The sequence below is a fragment of the Lysobacter sp. Soil_C_59 genome (assembly GCF_057656415.1).
Genome location: NZ_JBDGKK010000001.1, coordinates 126664 through 142714 on the forward strand (window position 1 = coordinate 126664; position 16051 = coordinate 142714).

The window sequence follows — 16051 nt, forward strand, 5'->3', positions numbered from 1 at the left end:
CCTCCCAAGCCTTGCCGCGAGTGAATCACGCGGCCAAGAGCAGCGTCAACGCAGCATCCCGCCGGTAGGAGCGAGCTTGCTCGCGATCGGGCGGCCGAAAGGGCGATCGCGAGCAAGCTCGCTCCTACCCGACGCGCAGTTGGCGGTAGGCCTTCAAGGCGCTGTCACGTCCCGCATACAGATCCACCAGCGGCTGTAGCGGATAGTCCGGCGCCAGCCGTTGCGAAGTCGCCGGATCCTGCCAGGGCGCGAACCGCAACGGCAGCGGCAGCGCTGCCAGTTCGGGAAGCCAGCGGGCGATGTAGCGCCCTTCGGGGTCGAACTTCTGCGCCTGCGTGACCGGGTTGAAAATGCGGAAGTACGGCGCGGCATCGGCGCCGGTGCCGGCCACCCACTGCCAGCCGAGCGTGTTGCTGGCCAGGTCGGCATCGACCAGCGTGTCCCAGAACCAGCGCGCCCCGTGCCGCCAGTGGTAGCGCAAATGCTTGGTCAGGTAGCTGGCCACGACCATGCGCACGCGGTTGTGCATCCAGCCGGTGCTCCACAGCTCGCGCATGCCGGCGTCGACGATGGGCACGCCGGTGCGTCCGTGTTGCCAGGCCTGCAGGTGCGACGGCGATACCTGTGCCCACTCGAATGCATTGAACTTCGGGTCGAAGTTCAGATCCGGCGTTTGCGGGAAGTGGTGCAGCAGGTGATAGCCGAACTCGCGCCAGCCCAGCTCGCGCCGGGCCGCGTCGAGGTCGGCATCGGCGGCCGAGCCGCGCAGGCGATCAAGCGTCGCGACCACGCGCCAAGGCGCGATCTCGCCGAAGTGCAGGTGCGGCGACAGCCGCGAGGTGCCAATGCGGTCGGGGCGGTCACGCTGCTGGGCGTAGCCACGCAGCGCGCCATCGGTGAATGCTTCCAAGGCCTGCAATGCGCCCTCTTCGCCGGGCGTCCAACTCTCCCAGAAGGCGCTGTCCCAGCCGCGCGCCGGCGCCAGCCGCAACGCCTGCAACGGCACGCCTTCCGGCCCCTCGCCGCTGTCGGGCAATCGCGCCGGAGCATCGACGCATGGTTCCAGGCGCCAGTTCGCCAATGCAGAACGCCAGAACGGCGTGAACACACGGAACGGCTTGCCCTGCTGGGTCTTCAGCGTCCACGGTTCGAACAGCAGCGCGCTGTTGAAACTCTCGGCATGTACACCCTGCCCGCGCAGCACCTGCTTGATGCGCGCATCGCGCTGCTCGAAGGCAGGTTCGTAGCGGCGATTCCAGAACACCGCCTCGGCACCGGTGGTGGCGACCAGCGACTGCAGCGTCGCCAGGCTGGGGCCGAAGAAGCGGCGCAGGTGCGAACCGCGCTGGCGCAGGCTGCTGTCGAGCGCATCGAGCGAGCGATGCCGCCAGGCATCGGACGCCGCACCCGGCCGCCAGTCGCCGGCTTCGTCCGGGGCATGGATGTAGACCGGGATCGGGGTGTAACCGCCATCGAGCGCGGCCCGCAACGCAGGGTTGTCGGCCAGCCGCAGATCGTTGCGGAACCAGACCAGCGCATGTGGCCCCTGACTCGAAACGGTTGCAGGCATCGCCCCTCCAGGTATCTCGACGGGCGAAGTATGCCGGCTACGGCCCGCCGCGGTACTCGCGAAGGCTGTACTCGCGCGGGATGCGGTCATTGAGGCCGACCAGGATCTCGTAGGGGATCACGCCGGCCCGCTGCGCCAGTGCTTCGACGCTGATCGCGTTGTCGCCCTGCGCACCGACCAGCACCACTTCGTCTTCGTTGAAGGCGCTGTCCTGGCCTATGTCGACCATGAACTGGTCCATGCACACCCGACCCACGATCGGGTAACGCTGGCCGCGGATCAGCACCTCGCCGCGCGACGACAACGCCCGCGGGAAGCCGTCGCCGTAACCGATGGGAACCGTCACCACGCGCGTGTCGCGTTCCGGCGCCCAGGTCGCACCGTAGCTGACCGGGTTGCCGGCCTTGACCACCTTGAAGTAGACGACCCGCGAGGCCAGCGACATCACCGGCTTGAGGTCGACGGAATGGCGCGAGGCAGGATCGGGCTGGACCCCGTAAAGCATGATTCCCGGACGGACCATGTCGAGCCATGTCTCGGGGAAGTGCAGCACGCCGCCGGAATTGGCCAGGTGCCGGATCGGCATCGGCGCGCCGATGCGCTCGATGTGCGCGCACGCCTCGAGGAAGCGCTCCAGTTGCTGCGCACTCATCGGCGAGAACGGGTCATCCGAGCACGCCAGGTGCGAATAGATGCCCTTGAGCACGCACCACGGCGAGGCCACCGCGGCCTCGATGAAAGGGCGCGCGGAGTAGCTGTGCACCCCGATGCGCTCCATGCCAGTGTCGATCTTGAGGTGGATGACCGCCTTGCGCCCCAGCGCCTGCGCCGCCGCCTCGACCAGGCGCAGCTTGTCCAGGGAGGAAACGGTGATCTCGAGGTCGTGGCTGATGAACTGCGTCACCTGGCGGCCGAAGATGCCACCCATCACCAGCACCGGCGCGGTCACGCCGGCCTGGCGCAGGGCGATGCCCTCTTCCAGGAACGCCACGCCCAGCTGTTCGACTCCTTGCGCCTGCAGGTGCTGTGCGACGCGGACCAGGCCATGGCCATAGGCATTGGCCTTGACGATGCCCATCACCGGCACGCCGACGTGCGCGCGGATGCTGCGCAGGTTGAACGCCAGATGGTCGAGATCGACCACGATACGGGTGGGCCGTTCGCTGACGGCCGGGGGCATGCCTGCTGACTGGTGCACTAGGTTCCCGGAGGGTGGTCACGCGCCGGGCATTGTAATGCCGAGATGCCGAATCAGTCGCAGCGGCGCTCGGTCACCGTCTCGGTCTTGTTCTGCTGGTTCTCCTGGACCTTGCGCCCGGCATAGCCGCCGCCGACAGCGCCGGCAACGGTGGCGATCTTCTTGCCGCTACCGCCGCCGATCTGGTTGCCCAGCAGGCCACCGGCGACCGCACCGATCGCAGTGCCGGCGATCTTGTGCTCGTCCTTTACTTCCTTGGGCTTCTCGACCTGGACGTCATAGCAATGCGGCGTCTTGGACGACGACTTGGTCTGCGCCGTCGCCAGCGGCGCCGCGGCCATCAGTGCAGCGGCCAGAAGGATCGATGAATTGCGCATGGCACACCTCCGACGGGATGGCTGCCACGCTGCACCGATGGGCGTTAGGGGCACGTCAATCCGTGCCGGCCGTGTTGTGCCCGCGTTTATTCGAAGCTGCCGACCGAGTCGTGCGACAGGTTGTCGAAGCGGGTGTACTCGCCGAAGAACTTGAGCTTCATCGATCCGGTAGGACCGGAACGCTGCTTGCCGATGATGATCTCGGCCAGGCCCTTGTCCGGCGAGTTTTCCTTGTTGTAGTAGTCGTCGCGGTAGATGAATACGATCATGTCCGCGTCCTGCTCGATAGCGCCGGACTCGCGGAGGTCGGCCATCACCGGGCGCTTGTCGGTTCGCGTTTCCAGCGATCGGTTGAGCTGCGACAGGGCGATGATGGGCACCTGCAGTTCCTTCGCCAGGCCCTTGAGCGAGCGCGAGATCTCCGAGATTTCGGTCGCGCGGTTCTCGCTGTTGCCGGGCACCGACATCAGCTGCAGGTAGTCGATGACGATCAGGCCCAGGCCGCCGTGCTCGCGCTTGAGGCGGCGCGCCTTGGCGGCGAGCTTGACCGGCGACAGGCCGGGCTCGTCGTCGATGAAGATCTTGACCTCGCGCAGCTGGCGGATCGCGCTGGTGACGCGGCTCCAGTCCTCGTCTTCCAGCTGGCCGGTACGCAGGCGCTGGGCGTTGACGCGGCCGACCGAGGAGATCAGGCGCATCGCCAGCTGCGAGGCCGACATTTCCATCGAGAACACCGCCACCGGCTGCTTGCTGCGGAAGGCGGCGTACTCGGCCATGTTCAGCGCCAGCGTCGTCTTGCCCATCGCCGGACGCGCCGCCAGGATGATCAGGTCGGTCTTCTGCAGGCCGGCGGTCATCATGTCGAACTCGGTGTAGCCGGTCGCAAGGCCAGTGACGCCGCTGCCGTTGGTGTAGCGCGTCTGCAGCAGGTCGAAGGCTTCCGACAACGCCTTGGTCACCGCGGTGAAATCGGTCTTGCCGGTCGTGTTGGCCTGGGCGATGGCCAGGACCTGGCGCTCGGCCTCTTCCAGGATCTCGCTGCTCTCGCGGCCGTCGGGCTGGAAGCCGTCGTTGACGATGCCGGTACCGACGTCGATCAGCTGGCGCAGGATCGCCTTGTCGCGGACGATTTCCGCATACGCGGTGATGTTGGCGGCCGAGGGGGTGGTGCTGGCCAGTTCGATCAGGTAGGCGCCACCGGCGACCGTCTCCGACAGGCCCATCGATTCGAACCACTCACCCAGGGTGACCGCGTCGAACGGACGGTTCTTCCCGGCCAGCTCGCGGATCGCGCGATAGATCAGCTGGTGGTCGCGCCGGTAAAAGTCGCTGTCGTTGAGCTGGTCGGCGATGCGGTCGTAGGAATCAGGAACCAGCATGAGGCCGCCGAGCACCGCCTGCTCGGCTTCGATCGACTGCGGAGGCACACGCAGCTGGTCAAGGCGCTGCTCTGTGCGCGTCTCGAACCGCTTCTCGCCGCGAAACCCTGGACGTGCGCTCATGCCGTTTTGTTGCCCCTTCCGTGCGCCGTCTGTTGCGGCTGTGTTTGTGTGACGGGTCGGGCATCGTAGTCGCCGATGCCGTCGAGGGGTTGCAGATAACTCTGTGGATATCAGGTGGATAGAATCCGGCCCACAGATGACATGGCACCGTCTCATCCCCTGAGACAGCAACCATTGACCGCCCGTCGCCGGCACTCGCAGGCGACGCCCCGTCGGCAGTATCGCGTGTTTGGCAGGCTCAGTGATGCGGCGGCGTTGATCTGGTCGCAGCGGCGCCCTGCCTGGCGAGGTGGGCGTGCAGTTCAACCAGCAGCGGCCGCGACAGCATCCCCATGAGCGCGTCGATCGCCTCCCCTGCCCACCTGCCCGTGCCGGGCGACAGCGTGCCGGCCAGATGCAGGTCGACGATCCTGGCCATCAGCCAGAACGCGCGATCGCTGTCGCGCTCGTCCTGGCAGACCGCGCGCAGGCTGGCGGCGATCAGGTCAACCAGCGCGGGCGGCGCCGCTTCGTTGCCGGTGGCGCTGCGAACGGGCGCCATGCACAGGGAACGGGACGGACCGCCACAGTGGGAGTCGACCAGCGGTTCGACCAGCTCGTTATCTCTGACAGCAGGGAGCGTCTGGGTGTCCATGGGATGGCTGCTGCCTCGAGGGAAAGCGCCATCTACCGCGATGGCGGAGCAACTTTGTCATCCCAACTGCCGGACCCAAATAGGAAACGTCTGAGATCTGGCAAATCGCAAACCGTCTTCCGCAAAAACAAAGGGCGCCTTGCGGCGCCCTTCGTTCGAAACCCGGTGGATCCCCGGATCAGGCGACTTCGCCGACCACGATGACCTTGACGGTGGCTTCGATGTCGGCGTGCAGGTGCACGACGATCTCGTACTCGCCGGTGCGACGCAGCGGGCCTTCGCCCAGCACGACTTCCGACTTCTCGACCTTGTGGCCAGCCTTGGTGAGGGCTTCGGCGATATCACGCGGGGTGATCGAGCCGTACAGCTTGCCTTCGGTCGAAGCGTTGGCCGACAGGGTGACTTCCACGCCGTCGAGCGCGGCCTTGCGGCCTTCGGCGCCGTCGAGGGCGGCCTTGGCCTTGGCTTCGTACTCGGCGCGACGCGCTTCGAACTCGGCCAGGTTGGTCGCGGTCGCCGGCACGGCCTTGCCGTACGGGATCAGGAAGTTGCGGCCGAAGCCCGGCTTGACGTTGACCTTGTCGCCGAGCTTGCCGAGGTTCTGCACGTTCTGCAGGAGGATCAGTTGCATGGTGTTGCTCCTATTTCGTTAGCGAGGCGATGCCCCGCAGCGGTGTTTCGCTGTCCGAAACCCTCCCCCGCCGCGGACGGCGGCAGGGAGAGGAACGTCCGCTCCCGGGGGAGCGGACCAATTTCATTAGGCGTTGTGGTTGTCGGTGTACGGGATCAGGGCCAGGAAACGGGCGCGCTTGACGGCCGTGGACAGCTGGCGCTGGTACTTCGACTTGGTACCGGTCACGCGGCTCGGCACGATCTTGCCGGTCTCGGTGAGGTACTGGCGCAGGGTGTTGAGATCCTTGTAGTCGATCTCCTTCACACCCTCGGCGGTGAACTTGCAGAACTTGCGGCGACGGAAGAACTTGGACATGTTGGCGATCCCTTAGGCGGCTTCGTTATCGTCGGCGACGTCGGCGGTGCCGACCACGGTCTCGCCTTCTTCGTCACGGCGGCGGCGCTCGCCGCGCTCCGGCTTGTCGCCCTTCTCATCCTTGAACTTCATGATGAGGGACTGCTCGGTGTCGGCTTCGTCACGCTTGATGACAAGGTGGCGCAGCACGGCATCGTTGAAACGGAAACCGTCGACCAGCTCGTTGAGCACGTTCTGGGTAACTTCGATGTTGAGCAGGACGTAGTGGGCCTTGACCAGGTTCTCGATCGGGTAGGCCAGCTGACGGCGGCCCCAATCCTCGAGACGGTGGATCTTGCCTTCGCCGCCTTCGATGAGCGACTTGTAGCGCTCGATCATGGCAGGCACCTGCTCGCTCTGGTCCGGATGGACCAGGAACACGACTTCGTAATGACGCATGGTGTGATTCCTTGTGGATGATGATCCGCGCAGCTTCAGCGCGGACCGGATCAGCCCCCCGGCCTCCCGGAATGGAGGCGGTGGAGCAAGGTCTCCACGAGCCGGGGCCCGCGGAGCCGGAAATTATGGCTGATTCAAGGGCTTGGGGCAAATCCAAGGGCCCGGCACCCGATAGTCTCCCTCCCCTTCAAGGGGAGGGCCGGGGTGGGGATGGGTCTCCCCTCAGCCCAATCACCCCTTCTTAAGCGCAATCCACGCGTCGATCCGCGCCTCCAGTGCCTGCAGCGGCACCGAACCGGTCTCCAGCACGGCGTCATTGAACTCGCGAAGATCGAACCGGTCGCCCAGCTGCGTTGACGCCTTCTCACGCAACTCTGAGATCTTGAGCTGGCCGATCTTGTACGCCAGCGCCTGCCCCGGCCAGCCGATATAGCGGTCGATCTCGTTGACCACGTCCTGGCGGGTCTTGGGCGAGTTGTCCATGAAATAGGCGATCGCCTTGTCCCGGCTCCAGCCCTTGCTGTGCATGCCGGTGTCGACCACCAGCCGCACCGCCCGCCACATGTCATAGGCCAGCTGGCCCATGCGGTCGTACGGGTCGTCGTACAGGCCCATGTCGTAGCCCAGCCGCTCGGCGTACAGGCCCCAGCCTTCACCGTAGGCAACGAAATAGGCGGTGCGGCGGAACATCGGCGCGTCCGGCAGTTCCATGCCGCGGGCGAACTGGAAGTGATGTCCTGGCACCGCCTCGTGCAGCGACAGCGCCATCATTTCCCACTTCGGCCGCACTTCCGGCTTGTAGAGGTTGACGTAATAGAAGCCGGCACGGGTGCCGTCGACGGCACCGGGCTGGTAGTAGGCGGTGGTCGTGTCCGGAGCGATGTTGTCGGGGATCGCACGCACGCCGTAAGGCAGGCGCGGGATCGTCCTGAACACCTTCACCAGCTGCGGATCGATCCGCTTGGCGATCGCCTCGTAGCCGGTGAACAGTTCCTGCGGGGTCTTGTAGAAGAACTTCGGATCGGTACGCAGGTACTGGAAGAACCCGGCGAGATTGCCGTTGAAGCCGACCTCGGTCCGGATCTTCTCCATCTCGGCACGGATGCGCGCCACTTCCTTCAGGCCGATCTGGTGGATCTGATCGGCGCTGAGGTCGGTGGTGGTGAAGTAGCCGGCGACGAAGTCGTAATAGGCCTTGCCGTCAGGCAGTTCGGTGGCGGCGATCGAGGTACGCGTCTTCGGCAGGTACTCGTTGGCGAAGAACGTGGCAAAGCCACGGTAGGCCGGGACGATGGTGTCGGTAATGACCTGCTTCGCCTCGGCCTGCAGCGCGGCGCGATCGGCCTCGGGCACGGTGTCGGCAAAGCGGGCGAACGGCTTGTAGAACGGGCTTTTGGTCGGGTCGTCAACGATCTGCGCCTGGATCTGTCCGGTCACCCGCTCCATCAGCACGCGCGGCGGTGTGTTGCCGCTGGCGACGCCTTCGCGCATCAGCGCTTCATTCTGTTCGATCACCACCGGCAACGCGCGCATGCGCGCCAGCCAGTCGCGGTAGTCCCTGGTCGTCGCGAACGGCAGCACCTCGGAGATGCCTTCGGCGGTCTGCACGCCACCGCTGTGACCGACCGGGCTCAAGTATTCGCGGTACTTCTGCCGCTCGACCGCCTTTTCCAGATCCCAGGCGAACACGTCGTAATTGAGCTGGTCGCTGGCCGACAGCGCCTTGCGGTCGATCGCACGCAGCCGTTGCAGCGCCTTGCGGTCGCCGTCCATGCGCGCCTGGATCGCCGCCATGCTCATGTCGGTCCAGCGGTCGTTGAAACGCTTGTCGCCGTTGTAGCTCGCCTCTTCCGGGTTCTCGCGCAGTCCGCGCTCCCATTCTTCGTCGAACAGCGCGTAGAGGGCCTGGGTGGCGGCGTTGCGTGTTGGCGTGGCGACGGCTGGAGTGGTGGCGTCAGCCTGGGCGGCGGTTGCGGCCACAGGCATGGACAGGCAGGCGGCGATGGCCGCGGCAAGCAGAACAGGACGGAGCATGCTGGGAGTCCCCGGGAACCAGGGGACGAGTCTAGCGGGCGCAGCGGCTGCCAGTGGCGGCAGCCCGGTGACTCAGGCCGCGTCGGCCTTCGTCGTGAACGACTCGCCGCAACCGCACTCGGCGGTGACGTTGGGGTTGCGGAACAGGAACTGCTCACCCAGTCGCTGCTTGACCAGGTCGATCTGCGTGCCGTCAACCAGTGCCAGGCTCAGCGCATCGACGTAGATGCGCACGCCCTCCTGCTCGAACACCGTGTCGCCCTCGTGCGTCTCGCGGGCCAGGTCGGCCTTGTACTGCCAGCCCGAGCAGCCGGTGCGAGACACGCCAAAGCGCAGGCCGATCGCATCGGGCGATTCGACCAGGTAGCGCTGTACGCGTTCGAGGGCGGCGGGGGCAAGGGTGACAGCCATTGAGGCGCTCCGGGGTGGCGGGACGTGCTGCGGATCGAGGTCCGCGGATTGAGGACTTTCGGTAAAGTCGGACTTCCGGCGAATTATAGCGACGCTATGCGGACGCTTCGGTAAACTGCCGCATTCCCCATATCGGCCCGAACAGGCAAGGATTCAAGGCATGACGGTGGTCAGCGTCGAACACGCGCTCGCGGGCAGGATCCCGGCGGGTGGTGAAGTCACGGTCCGTGGCTGGGTGCGCACCCGCCGCGATTCCAAGGCCGGGCTCAGCTTCGTCAACGTCAGCGACGGTTCCTGCTTCGCGCCGATCCAGGTGGTCGCCCCGGCCGACCTGGCCAATTACGAATCCGAGGTCAAGCGCCTCACCGCCGGCTGCGCCGTGATCGCCACGGGCACCCTGGTGGCCTCGCAGGGCCAGGGCCAGAGCTTCGAGATCCAGGCGACCTCGCTGGAAGTGGTCGGCTGGGTCGAGGATCCGGAGACCTACCCGATCCAGCCCAAGGCGCACTCGCTGGAGTTCCTGCGCGAGGTCGCCCACCTGCGTCCGCGCACCAACCTGTTCGGTGCGGTCACCCGCATCCGCGACTGCCTGGCCAAGGCCGTCCACCGTTACTTCCACGAGAACGGTTTTTACTGGATCAGCACCCCGATCGTGACCACGTCCGACGCCGAAGGCGCCGGGCAGATGTTCCGCGTCTCCACGCTGGACATGGCCAACCTGCCCCGCGACGACAAGGGCGAGGTCGACTTCAGCCGTGACTTCTTCGGCAAGGAAACCTTCCTGACCGTGTCCGGCCAGCTCAATGTCGAGGCCTACTGCCTGGCGCTGAGCAAGGTCTACACCTTCGGTCCGACCTTCCGCGCCGAGAACAGCAACACCACGCGCCACCTGGCCGAGTTCTGGATGGTCGAGCCGGAGATCGCCTTCGCCGACCTGGCCGAAGACGCGCGCGTGGCCGAGGAGTTCCTCAAGTACCTGTTCCGCGCGGTGCTCAACGAGCGCGGCGACGACCTGGCCTTCATCGCCGAGCGCGTGCAGGCCGACGCGATCACGCGCCTGGAAGCCTTCGTCAACGCACCGTTCGAGCGCATCGAGTACACCGATGCGATCACGCTGCTGCAGAAGTCCGGCAAGAAGTTCGAGTTCCCGGTCGAATGGGGCCTGGACCTGCAGACCGAGCACGAGCGCTGGCTCACCGAGGAACACGTCGGCCGCCCGGTGGTGGTGACCAACTACCCCGAGCACATCAAGGCCTTCTACATGCGCCTCAACGACGACGGCAGGACCGTTGCGGCGATGGACGTGCTGGCCCCGGGCATCGGCGAGATCATCGGTGGCAGCCAGCGCGAGGAGCGCCTGGACCTGCTCGACGCGCGCATGGCGCAGTTCGGCCTGGATTCGTCGCATTACGGCTGGTACCGCGACTTCCGCCGCTACGGCACGGTGCCGCATGCCGGCTTCGGCCTGGGCTTCGAGCGCCTGGTGGTCTACGTCTGCGGCCTGAGCAACATCCGCGATGCGATCCCCTACCCGCGCGCGCCGGGGCACGCCGAGTTTTGATGAAGCTGTCATTCCCGCGAAGGCGGGAATCCAGGGACGTTGTGTTGCACACGGCTACGTCCATGGATTCCCGCCTGCGCGGGAATGACGAACTGGGAATGACATGATCCTGTTCTTCGCCCTGCTTTTCGTCGCCGTTGCCATCGCCGGCTTCTGCGCGTTCGTGATCTTCTGGCCGCTGTCGCTGGTGCACATCCGCGACCGCCATCCGCAGTTGCAGGCGCAGCTTGGCGAAGGCGCGTTCGCCCGTCCCTCGGCTTGGGGCTGGCTGCTGCGTCGCGGCTACCTGTCGGTCGCCGACGGCAATCTCAATGGACTGGCCAACCCGGCGCGGATCTCGTTGCTGACGATCATCGCCGGCCTGGTCTGCGCCGCCCTCCTCTGGCTGCTTTCAGTGGTGATCGGATGAGCTACAACGACCAATGGTGGCTGGCCACGATCGGCCGCACGCTGATCTGGGCGCGGCTTCGCGTGCTCGATGCCGGCACGGCCGAAGTGCTCGACAGCGACGGCGTCAGCCAGCCTTACGACAGCGAGGACACTGCCCGCGCCGCGCTGATGGATGCGGAGTTCGTCGCCCTCGACGGCCTCGATGAAGACGACGCCAACGCGCGCGGCTTCGCCCTCGACGAGCTGGCACCGCCCGGCGGCGGTGACGACGACCTGCTGCGCGCGCAGATGGTGCGGCAGCTGCCACCGCAGCGCTGACCGCATGTACCTGCCGCGCGCCTTCGCTGAAACCGACCTGCAGGCGCTCGACTGGCTTGCCGGGCGCGACCGCTTCATCACCCTTGTCACCGTGCACGACGGTGAACCAACCGTCAGCCACCTGCCGGTGCTCTATCGCCGCGAAGGCGATCGCGTCGAACTGATCGGCCACTGGGCCAGGCCCAACCCGCAGGCGCGCCACGGCGGTCCTGCACTGGCGATCTTCCACGGACCCCACGCCTACGTCTCGCCGTCGTGGTACCCGGACAAGGAAGAGCAGGCGCGCGTTCCGACCTGGAACTACGCCGTGGCCCACCTGCGCGGCCAGCTGGCCACGTTCAACGACGAGGCCTCGCTGGCCGGTGTCGTCGACGGGCTCAGCCGCGAGCACGAGGCCAGCGTCGGTCGGGACTGGCGCTTCGAATTCGAACGCGACGACCACCGCAGCCAGCTGCGCGGGATCATCGGCTTCCGCTTCGTCGCCGAGCAGGTCACGCTGAAGTTCAAGCTCAGCCAGAACCACCCGCTCGCCAATCGCGAATCGGTCATCGCCCAGCTCGATGCGAGCCCGCGCGAAGGCGGACGCGAAATCGCGATGCTGATGCGCGAGCGCATGAACGAACCCAACGGAGACTGAGACATGGATCTGGACCTGAGCGGCAAGCATGCCCTCGTCTGCGGCGCCAGCCAGGGCATCGGCCTGTCGACGGCCAAGGCACTGGCCGAACTGGGCGCCAACGTCACCCTGCTCGCCCGGCGCGAGGAACGGCTGCGCGAAGCGGCCGAGCAGTTGCCGGTGAAGCCCGGGCAGGCGCACGGCTGGATCGCCGTCGACAGCGCCGACACCGACTCCCTGCGCGCCAAGGTCGAGGCGCTCGTGGCCGCGCGGCCGGTGCACATCCTGGTCAACAACAGCGGCGGCCCACCGCCGGGACCGGTGCATGGCGCAGAGATCGCGGCGTTCGAGGCCGCCTACCGGCAGCACCTGATCGCCAACCACGTACTCGCAGGCGCAGTGATCCCGGGCATGGAGCGCGATGGCTACGGCCGCATCGTCAACGTGATCTCGACCTCGGTGAAGGAGCCGCTGCAGGGCCTGGGTGTCTCCAACACCACGCGTTGGGCGGTGGCGTCATGGGCCAAGACCCTGGCGACGGAAGTGGCGGCCAAGGGCATCACCGTCAACAACGTCCTGCCCGGCTCGACCGAGACGCCGCGCATCGAGCAGATCATCGACAACACCGCCAGCAAGACCGGGCGCAGCCGCGAGGAAGTGTTCGAGAAGATGGTGTCGGAGATCCCGATGCGCCGCTTCGCGCGGCCTCAGGAGACGGCAGCGGCCATCGCATTCCTGTGCTCGCCGGCGGCGTCTTACATCACCGGGGTGAACCTGCCGGTGGACGGCGGGCGGACGCGGTCGCTGTAGGGGCCCGGGCGCGGCGGAACATACGCGCAGGCACGGCGAAGCTGCACTGTTAAGCTAGGCCCATGCGACTTTGTCACTTCATCGCCGGCCAATCCCGCGAGCCCGCATCGGGCCGCTGGCTCGAAGTCATCGACCCGTCCAACGGCAAACCCTTCGCTGAAGTCGCCCAGGGCGACGCAGCGGACGTGGAGGCCGCGATCACCGCGGCCGAAGCCGCCTTCCCCGCCTGGTCGGCCCTGCCCAACAGCGAGCGCGCGCGCTGGCTCGAAAAGCTCGCCGATGCGCTGGAGGCGAAGCTCGACGATTTCGCCCACGCCGAATCGCGCGACGGCGGCAAACCCATCGGACTGGCGCGCGAAGCGGAGATCCCGCGCGCGATCAGCAACCTGCGCTTCTTCGCCCACGCCGCGACCCAGTTCGCCAGCGAATCGCACCACGGCCAGGCCGGGCTGAACTACACGCTGCGCCAACCGCTCGGCGTGGTCGCCACCATCTCGCCGTGGAACCTGCCGCTGTATCTGTTCACCTGGAAGATCGCGCCGGCACTCGCGGCCGGCAACACGGTCGTCGCCAAGCCGTCGGAGGTGACGCCGCTGACGGCGACGATGCTCGGCGAACTGGCCGCGCAGATCGGCTTCCCCAAGGGCGTGCTCAACATCGTGCACGGCCTGGGCCCGGAGGTCGGCGAACCCCTCGTGGTGGACCCGCGCATCAAGGCGGTGTCGTTCACCGGCAGCACCGCGGTCGGTCGCCGCATCGCCGGCATGGCCGGTCCACTGCTGAAGAAGGTCTCGCTGGAACTCGGCGGCAAGAACCCTACCCTGGTCTTCGCCGACAGCGACTGGCGCGACCATCTCGACACACTGGTGCGCTCGGCCTTCCAGAATTCCGGGCAGATCTGCCTGTGCGGTTCGCGCATCCTGGTCGAGCGAAGCATCTATCGCGAGTTTCGCGACACGCTGGTTGAACGCGCCATCGGCCTGCGCGTCGGCGATCCGATGGACGGCGACAACCAGCTGGGTCCGCTGGTGTCGCAGGCGCACTTCGACAAGGTCATGGCGGCGCTGCAGCGCGCTCGCGACGAAGGCGGCCAGGTGCTGTGCGGCGGCAATGCGCTGGAACGTCCGGGCTGGTTCGTCGCACCGACCGTCATCGATGGCCTCGGGCCGGATTGCGCCAGCAACCGCGACGAGATCTTCGGACCGGTCGTGACCCTCCAGCCCTTCGACAACGATTCCGAAGCCCTGACCCTGGCCAACGCCGGCGACTACGGCCTGGCCGCGTCGGTCTGGACCCGCGACCTCAACCGCGCCCACCATTTCGCCGCGCACCTGCGCGCCGGCATGGTCTGGGTCAACACCTGGCTGCAACGCGACCTGCGCACACCGTTCGGCGGCAGTGGCGCCTCCGGCATGGGCCGTGAGGGCGGGTTCGAGGCCATGCGTTTTTTCACCGACGCCAAGAACGTCGGACTGAACCTGGGATGGAAGCAATGAGCACAAGCCCCCTCGCCGACCTGCTGGAAAAGAACCGCGAGTGGTCCGAGCGGATCAACCGCGAAGACCCGGAGTTCTTCAAGCGCCTGTCCAAGCAGCAGGCGCCCGAATACTTGTGGATCGGCTGTTCCGATTCGCGCGTGCCCGCCAACCAGATCATCGACATGGCACCGGGCGAAGTCTTCGTCCACCGCAACATCGCCAATGTCGTGGTGCACACCGACCTCAACTGCCTGTCGGTGATCCAGTTCGCGGTCGACGTGCTCAAGGTCAAGCGCATCCTGGTGGTCGGCCACTACGGCTGCGGCGGCGTGCACGCGGCGCTGCACGGCCAGCGCGTCGGCCTGGCCGACAACTGGCTTCGCCATGTCACCGACGTCGCCGACAAGCACGGCGAATGCATCGAACACGCCGCACAGGGCGAGCGCCACGATCGCCTGTGCGAGCTCAACGTGATCGAGCAGGTGCAGAACGTCTGCCTGACCACCATCGTCCGCGATGCCTGGGCGCGGGGCCAGGACTTGTCGGTGCACGGCTGGGTCTACAGCCTGCGCAACGGCCTGGTCCACGACATGGCCATGAACGTCGACAGCTTCGAAGCACTCGATGGCCTGTACAAGGCCGCGGTCGCCCGGGTCAATTCGTTCAAGGGAGACTCGCCGCGATGAGTGACGTCATCCGCGCCGGCGCTGCGCCGCGACCGGTCGGCTCGTACCCGCATGCACGTCGCGTCGGCGACCTGCTGTTCCTGTCCGGCATCGGTCCGCGTGATCCGGCCAGCAATGCGATCGTCGGCAACGTGCACGACGCCGCCGGCCACCTGATCAGCTACGACATCGATGCGCAGACGCGTGCAGTGTTCGCCAACGTGCACACCGTGCTTGAAGCCAGTGGCGCGCGCTGGGAGGACCTGGTCGACGTCACCGTCTACCTCACCGACATGGCACACGACTTCAAGGCCTACAACGCAGTCTGGGCCGAGTACTTCCCGGACATCGACACGGCGCCGTGCCGGACCACGCTCGGCATCACCGCCCTGCCGACGCCGATCGCGATCGAGCTCAAGTGCGTCGCCGCCTTCCCCGCCAAGCCAGCGGGAGAGTGAGAGAACCCATGCTGCCCAACCCCATCAACCTGCAGGCCTGGATCGAGGAACACCGCCACCTGCTGAAGCCGCCGGTCGGCAACAAGGTCGTCTTCCTCGGCGACTTCATCGTGATGATCGTCGGCGGGCCGAACCAGCGCACCGACTATCACTTCGAGGAAGGCGCGGAGTGGTTCTACCAGTTGGAAGGCGAGATGGTGCTGCGCATCCAGGAACAAACTGATGAAGGCGGCGGCGCGGTACGCGACATCCCGATCCGCGCCGGCGAGACTTTCCTGTTGCCGCCGCGCGTGCCGCATTCGCCGCAGCGCATGCCCGACTCGGTCGGCCTGGTGATCGAGCGTCGCCGCCTGCCGCACGAACTCGACGGCCTGATGTGGTTCTGCGAACAGTGCAACACCAAGCTGTACGAAGAGTTCTTCACTCTGAAGAACATCGAAACCGACTTCCCGCCGGTGTTCGACCACTTCTATTCCTCGCGCGAGCACCGCACCTGCAAGCAGTGCGGACATCTGAACCCGGCTCCGGCCAAGTACGTGATGCCCGACACCTGAGTGCCCGTGGGGTGCCTGGAACGGGAAAGGCGGGCTTGCGCCCGCCTCC

At 66.5% G+C, this 16051-nt stretch carries 19 protein-coding genes; 9 read left to right on the forward strand and 10 right to left on the reverse strand.

Annotation, left to right across the window (positions count from 1 at the left end):
- Positions 1–124: 124 nt before the first annotated feature.
- The 10 genes from AC3A3Q_RS00560 to AC3A3Q_RS00605 all read right to left on the reverse strand — a co-directional run bounded on the left by AC3A3Q_RS00560 (position 125) and on the right by AC3A3Q_RS00605 (position 9152).
- Positions 125–1570: a cryptochrome/photolyase family protein gene (locus tag AC3A3Q_RS00560; RefSeq protein WP_487584413.1), complete on the reverse strand. Its 1446-nt coding sequence runs from the start codon at positions 1568–1570 to the stop codon at positions 125–127.
- A 37-nt stretch (positions 1571–1607) separates the two neighbouring features.
- Complete coding sequence (alr, locus tag AC3A3Q_RS00565) at positions 1608–2750, reverse strand: alanine racemase (RefSeq protein ID WP_487584414.1); 1143 nt, start codon at positions 2748–2750, stop codon at positions 1608–1610.
- Between the two features lie 71 nt (positions 2751–2821).
- Positions 2822–3145 carry a glycine zipper 2TM domain-containing protein gene (locus AC3A3Q_RS00570; protein ID WP_487584415.1) on the reverse strand — a complete coding sequence of 108 codons (324 nt, stop codon included), beginning with the start codon at positions 3143–3145 and terminating at the stop codon, positions 2822–2824.
- An 86-nt stretch (positions 3146–3231) separates the two neighbouring features.
- Entirely contained in the window at positions 3232–4647 is a 1416-nt protein-coding gene (locus AC3A3Q_RS00575) for a replicative DNA helicase (RefSeq protein ID WP_487584416.1), read from the reverse strand.
- 238 nt (positions 4648–4885) lie between these two features.
- Positions 4886–5281: a hypothetical protein gene (locus AC3A3Q_RS00580; protein WP_487584417.1), complete on the reverse strand. Its 396-nt coding sequence runs from the start codon at positions 5279–5281 to the stop codon at positions 4886–4888.
- Positions 5282–5459: 178 nt separating this feature from the next.
- Complete coding sequence (gene rplI / locus AC3A3Q_RS00585) at positions 5460–5912, reverse strand: 50S ribosomal protein L9 (protein ID WP_200605074.1); 453 nt, start codon at positions 5910–5912, stop codon at positions 5460–5462.
- A 126-nt stretch (positions 5913–6038) separates the two neighbouring features.
- A complete protein-coding gene (gene rpsR, locus AC3A3Q_RS00590) occupies positions 6039–6269 on the reverse strand; it encodes a 30S ribosomal protein S18 (RefSeq protein ID WP_055899483.1) in 231 nt (76 codons plus the stop codon).
- Positions 6270–6281: 12 nt separating this feature from the next.
- Positions 6282–6707, reverse strand: coding sequence for a 30S ribosomal protein S6 (gene rpsF / locus AC3A3Q_RS00595; RefSeq protein WP_200605073.1), 426 nt, complete (start codon positions 6705–6707; stop codon positions 6282–6284).
- 231 nt (positions 6708–6938) lie between these two features.
- The gene (locus AC3A3Q_RS00600) at positions 6939–8741 is read right to left on the reverse strand and encodes a DUF885 domain-containing protein (protein ID WP_487584418.1); all 1803 of its coding nucleotides are present in this window, start codon (positions 8739–8741) and stop codon (positions 6939–6941) included.
- Positions 8742–8813: 72 nt separating this feature from the next.
- Entirely contained in the window at positions 8814–9152 is a 339-nt protein-coding gene (locus AC3A3Q_RS00605; RefSeq protein ID WP_200605071.1) for a HesB/IscA family protein, read from the reverse strand.
- 160 nt (positions 9153–9312) lie between these two features.
- On the opposite strand from AC3A3Q_RS00605, the gene asnS reads away from it, so the two are divergent.
- The 9 genes from asnS to AC3A3Q_RS00650 all read left to right on the forward strand — a co-directional run bounded on the left by asnS (position 9313) and on the right by AC3A3Q_RS00650 (position 16002).
- A complete protein-coding gene (asnS, locus tag AC3A3Q_RS00610; RefSeq protein WP_487584419.1) occupies positions 9313–10713 on the forward strand; it encodes an asparagine--tRNA ligase in 1401 nt (466 codons plus the stop codon).
- Positions 10714–10816: 103 nt separating this feature from the next.
- On the forward strand, positions 10817–11122 hold the full coding sequence (locus AC3A3Q_RS00615) for a hypothetical protein (RefSeq protein ID WP_200605068.1): 306 nt from the start codon (positions 10817–10819) through the stop codon (positions 11120–11122).
- Positions 11119–11421 (forward strand): hypothetical protein, encoded by a 303-nt coding sequence (locus AC3A3Q_RS00620; protein ID WP_487584420.1) that lies wholly within the window; start codon positions 11119–11121, stop codon positions 11419–11421. Before AC3A3Q_RS00615 ends, AC3A3Q_RS00620 begins: the two co-directional genes overlap by 4 nt.
- A 4-nt stretch (positions 11422–11425) precedes the next feature.
- Positions 11426–12058 carry an FMN-binding negative transcriptional regulator gene (locus AC3A3Q_RS00625; RefSeq protein WP_487584421.1) on the forward strand — a complete coding sequence of 211 codons (633 nt, stop codon included), beginning with the start codon at positions 11426–11428 and terminating at the stop codon, positions 12056–12058.
- A gap of 3 nt (positions 12059–12061) precedes the next feature.
- The gene (locus AC3A3Q_RS00630; RefSeq protein ID WP_487584422.1) at positions 12062–12847 is read left to right on the forward strand and encodes an SDR family oxidoreductase; all 786 of its coding nucleotides are present in this window, start codon (positions 12062–12064) and stop codon (positions 12845–12847) included.
- A gap of 62 nt (positions 12848–12909) precedes the next feature.
- A complete protein-coding gene (locus AC3A3Q_RS00635; RefSeq protein WP_487584423.1) occupies positions 12910–14343 on the forward strand; it encodes an aldehyde dehydrogenase in 1434 nt (477 codons plus the stop codon).
- Positions 14340–15011, forward strand: coding sequence for a carbonate dehydratase (gene can / locus AC3A3Q_RS00640; protein WP_487584424.1), 672 nt, complete (start codon positions 14340–14342; stop codon positions 15009–15011). The genes AC3A3Q_RS00635 and can overlap by 4 nt, the downstream gene beginning before the upstream one ends.
- Positions 15008–15448: a RidA family protein gene (locus AC3A3Q_RS00645; RefSeq protein WP_487584425.1), complete on the forward strand. Its 441-nt coding sequence runs from the start codon at positions 15008–15010 to the stop codon at positions 15446–15448. Before can ends, AC3A3Q_RS00645 begins: the two co-directional genes overlap by 4 nt.
- Positions 15449–15456: 8 nt before the next feature.
- Complete coding sequence (locus AC3A3Q_RS00650) at positions 15457–16002, forward strand: 3-hydroxyanthranilate 3,4-dioxygenase (protein WP_487584426.1); 546 nt, start codon at positions 15457–15459, stop codon at positions 16000–16002.
- Positions 16003–16051: the final 49 nt, after the last annotated feature.

Bases quoted from the DNA above. Each gene is read 5' to 3' on its own strand.
- AC3A3Q_RS00560 (WP_487584413.1), bottom strand. From the start codon at position 1,570: ATGCCTGCAACCGTTTCGAGTCAGGGGCCACATGCGCTGGTCTGGTTC.
- alr (WP_487584414.1), bottom strand. From the start codon at position 2,750: ATGCCCCCGGCCGTCAGCGAACGGCCCACCCGTATCGTGGTCGATCTC.
- AC3A3Q_RS00570 (WP_487584415.1), bottom strand. From the start codon at position 3,145: ATGCGCAATTCATCGATCCTTCTGGCCGCTGCACTGATGGCCGCGGCG.
- AC3A3Q_RS00575 (WP_487584416.1), bottom strand. From the start codon at position 4,647: ATGAGCGCACGTCCAGGGTTTCGCGGCGAGAAGCGGTTCGAGACGCGC.
- AC3A3Q_RS00580 (WP_487584417.1), bottom strand. From the start codon at position 5,281: ATGGACACCCAGACGCTCCCTGCTGTCAGAGATAACGAGCTGGTCGAA.
- rplI (WP_200605074.1), bottom strand. From the start codon at position 5,912: ATGCAACTGATCCTCCTGCAGAACGTGCAGAACCTCGGCAAGCTCGGC.
- rpsR (WP_055899483.1), bottom strand. From the start codon at position 6,269: ATGTCCAAGTTCTTCCGTCGCCGCAAGTTCTGCAAGTTCACCGCCGAG.
- rpsF (WP_200605073.1), bottom strand. From the start codon at position 6,707: ATGCGTCATTACGAAGTCGTGTTCCTGGTCCATCCGGACCAGAGCGAG.
- AC3A3Q_RS00600 (WP_487584418.1), bottom strand. From the start codon at position 8,741: ATGCTCCGTCCTGTTCTGCTTGCCGCGGCCATCGCCGCCTGCCTGTCC.
- AC3A3Q_RS00605 (WP_200605071.1), bottom strand. From the start codon at position 9,152: ATGGCTGTCACCCTTGCCCCCGCCGCCCTCGAACGCGTACAGCGCTAC.
- asnS (WP_487584419.1), top strand. From the start codon at position 9,313: ATGACGGTGGTCAGCGTCGAACACGCGCTCGCGGGCAGGATCCCGGCG.
- AC3A3Q_RS00615 (WP_200605068.1), top strand. From the start codon at position 10,817: ATGATCCTGTTCTTCGCCCTGCTTTTCGTCGCCGTTGCCATCGCCGGC.
- AC3A3Q_RS00620 (WP_487584420.1), top strand. From the start codon at position 11,119: ATGAGCTACAACGACCAATGGTGGCTGGCCACGATCGGCCGCACGCTG.
- AC3A3Q_RS00625 (WP_487584421.1), top strand. From the start codon at position 11,426: ATGTACCTGCCGCGCGCCTTCGCTGAAACCGACCTGCAGGCGCTCGAC.
- AC3A3Q_RS00630 (WP_487584422.1), top strand. From the start codon at position 12,062: ATGGATCTGGACCTGAGCGGCAAGCATGCCCTCGTCTGCGGCGCCAGC.
- AC3A3Q_RS00635 (WP_487584423.1), top strand. From the start codon at position 12,910: ATGCGACTTTGTCACTTCATCGCCGGCCAATCCCGCGAGCCCGCATCG.
- can (WP_487584424.1), top strand. From the start codon at position 14,340: ATGAGCACAAGCCCCCTCGCCGACCTGCTGGAAAAGAACCGCGAGTGG.
- AC3A3Q_RS00645 (WP_487584425.1), top strand. From the start codon at position 15,008: ATGAGTGACGTCATCCGCGCCGGCGCTGCGCCGCGACCGGTCGGCTCG.
- AC3A3Q_RS00650 (WP_487584426.1), top strand. From the start codon at position 15,457: ATGCTGCCCAACCCCATCAACCTGCAGGCCTGGATCGAGGAACACCGC.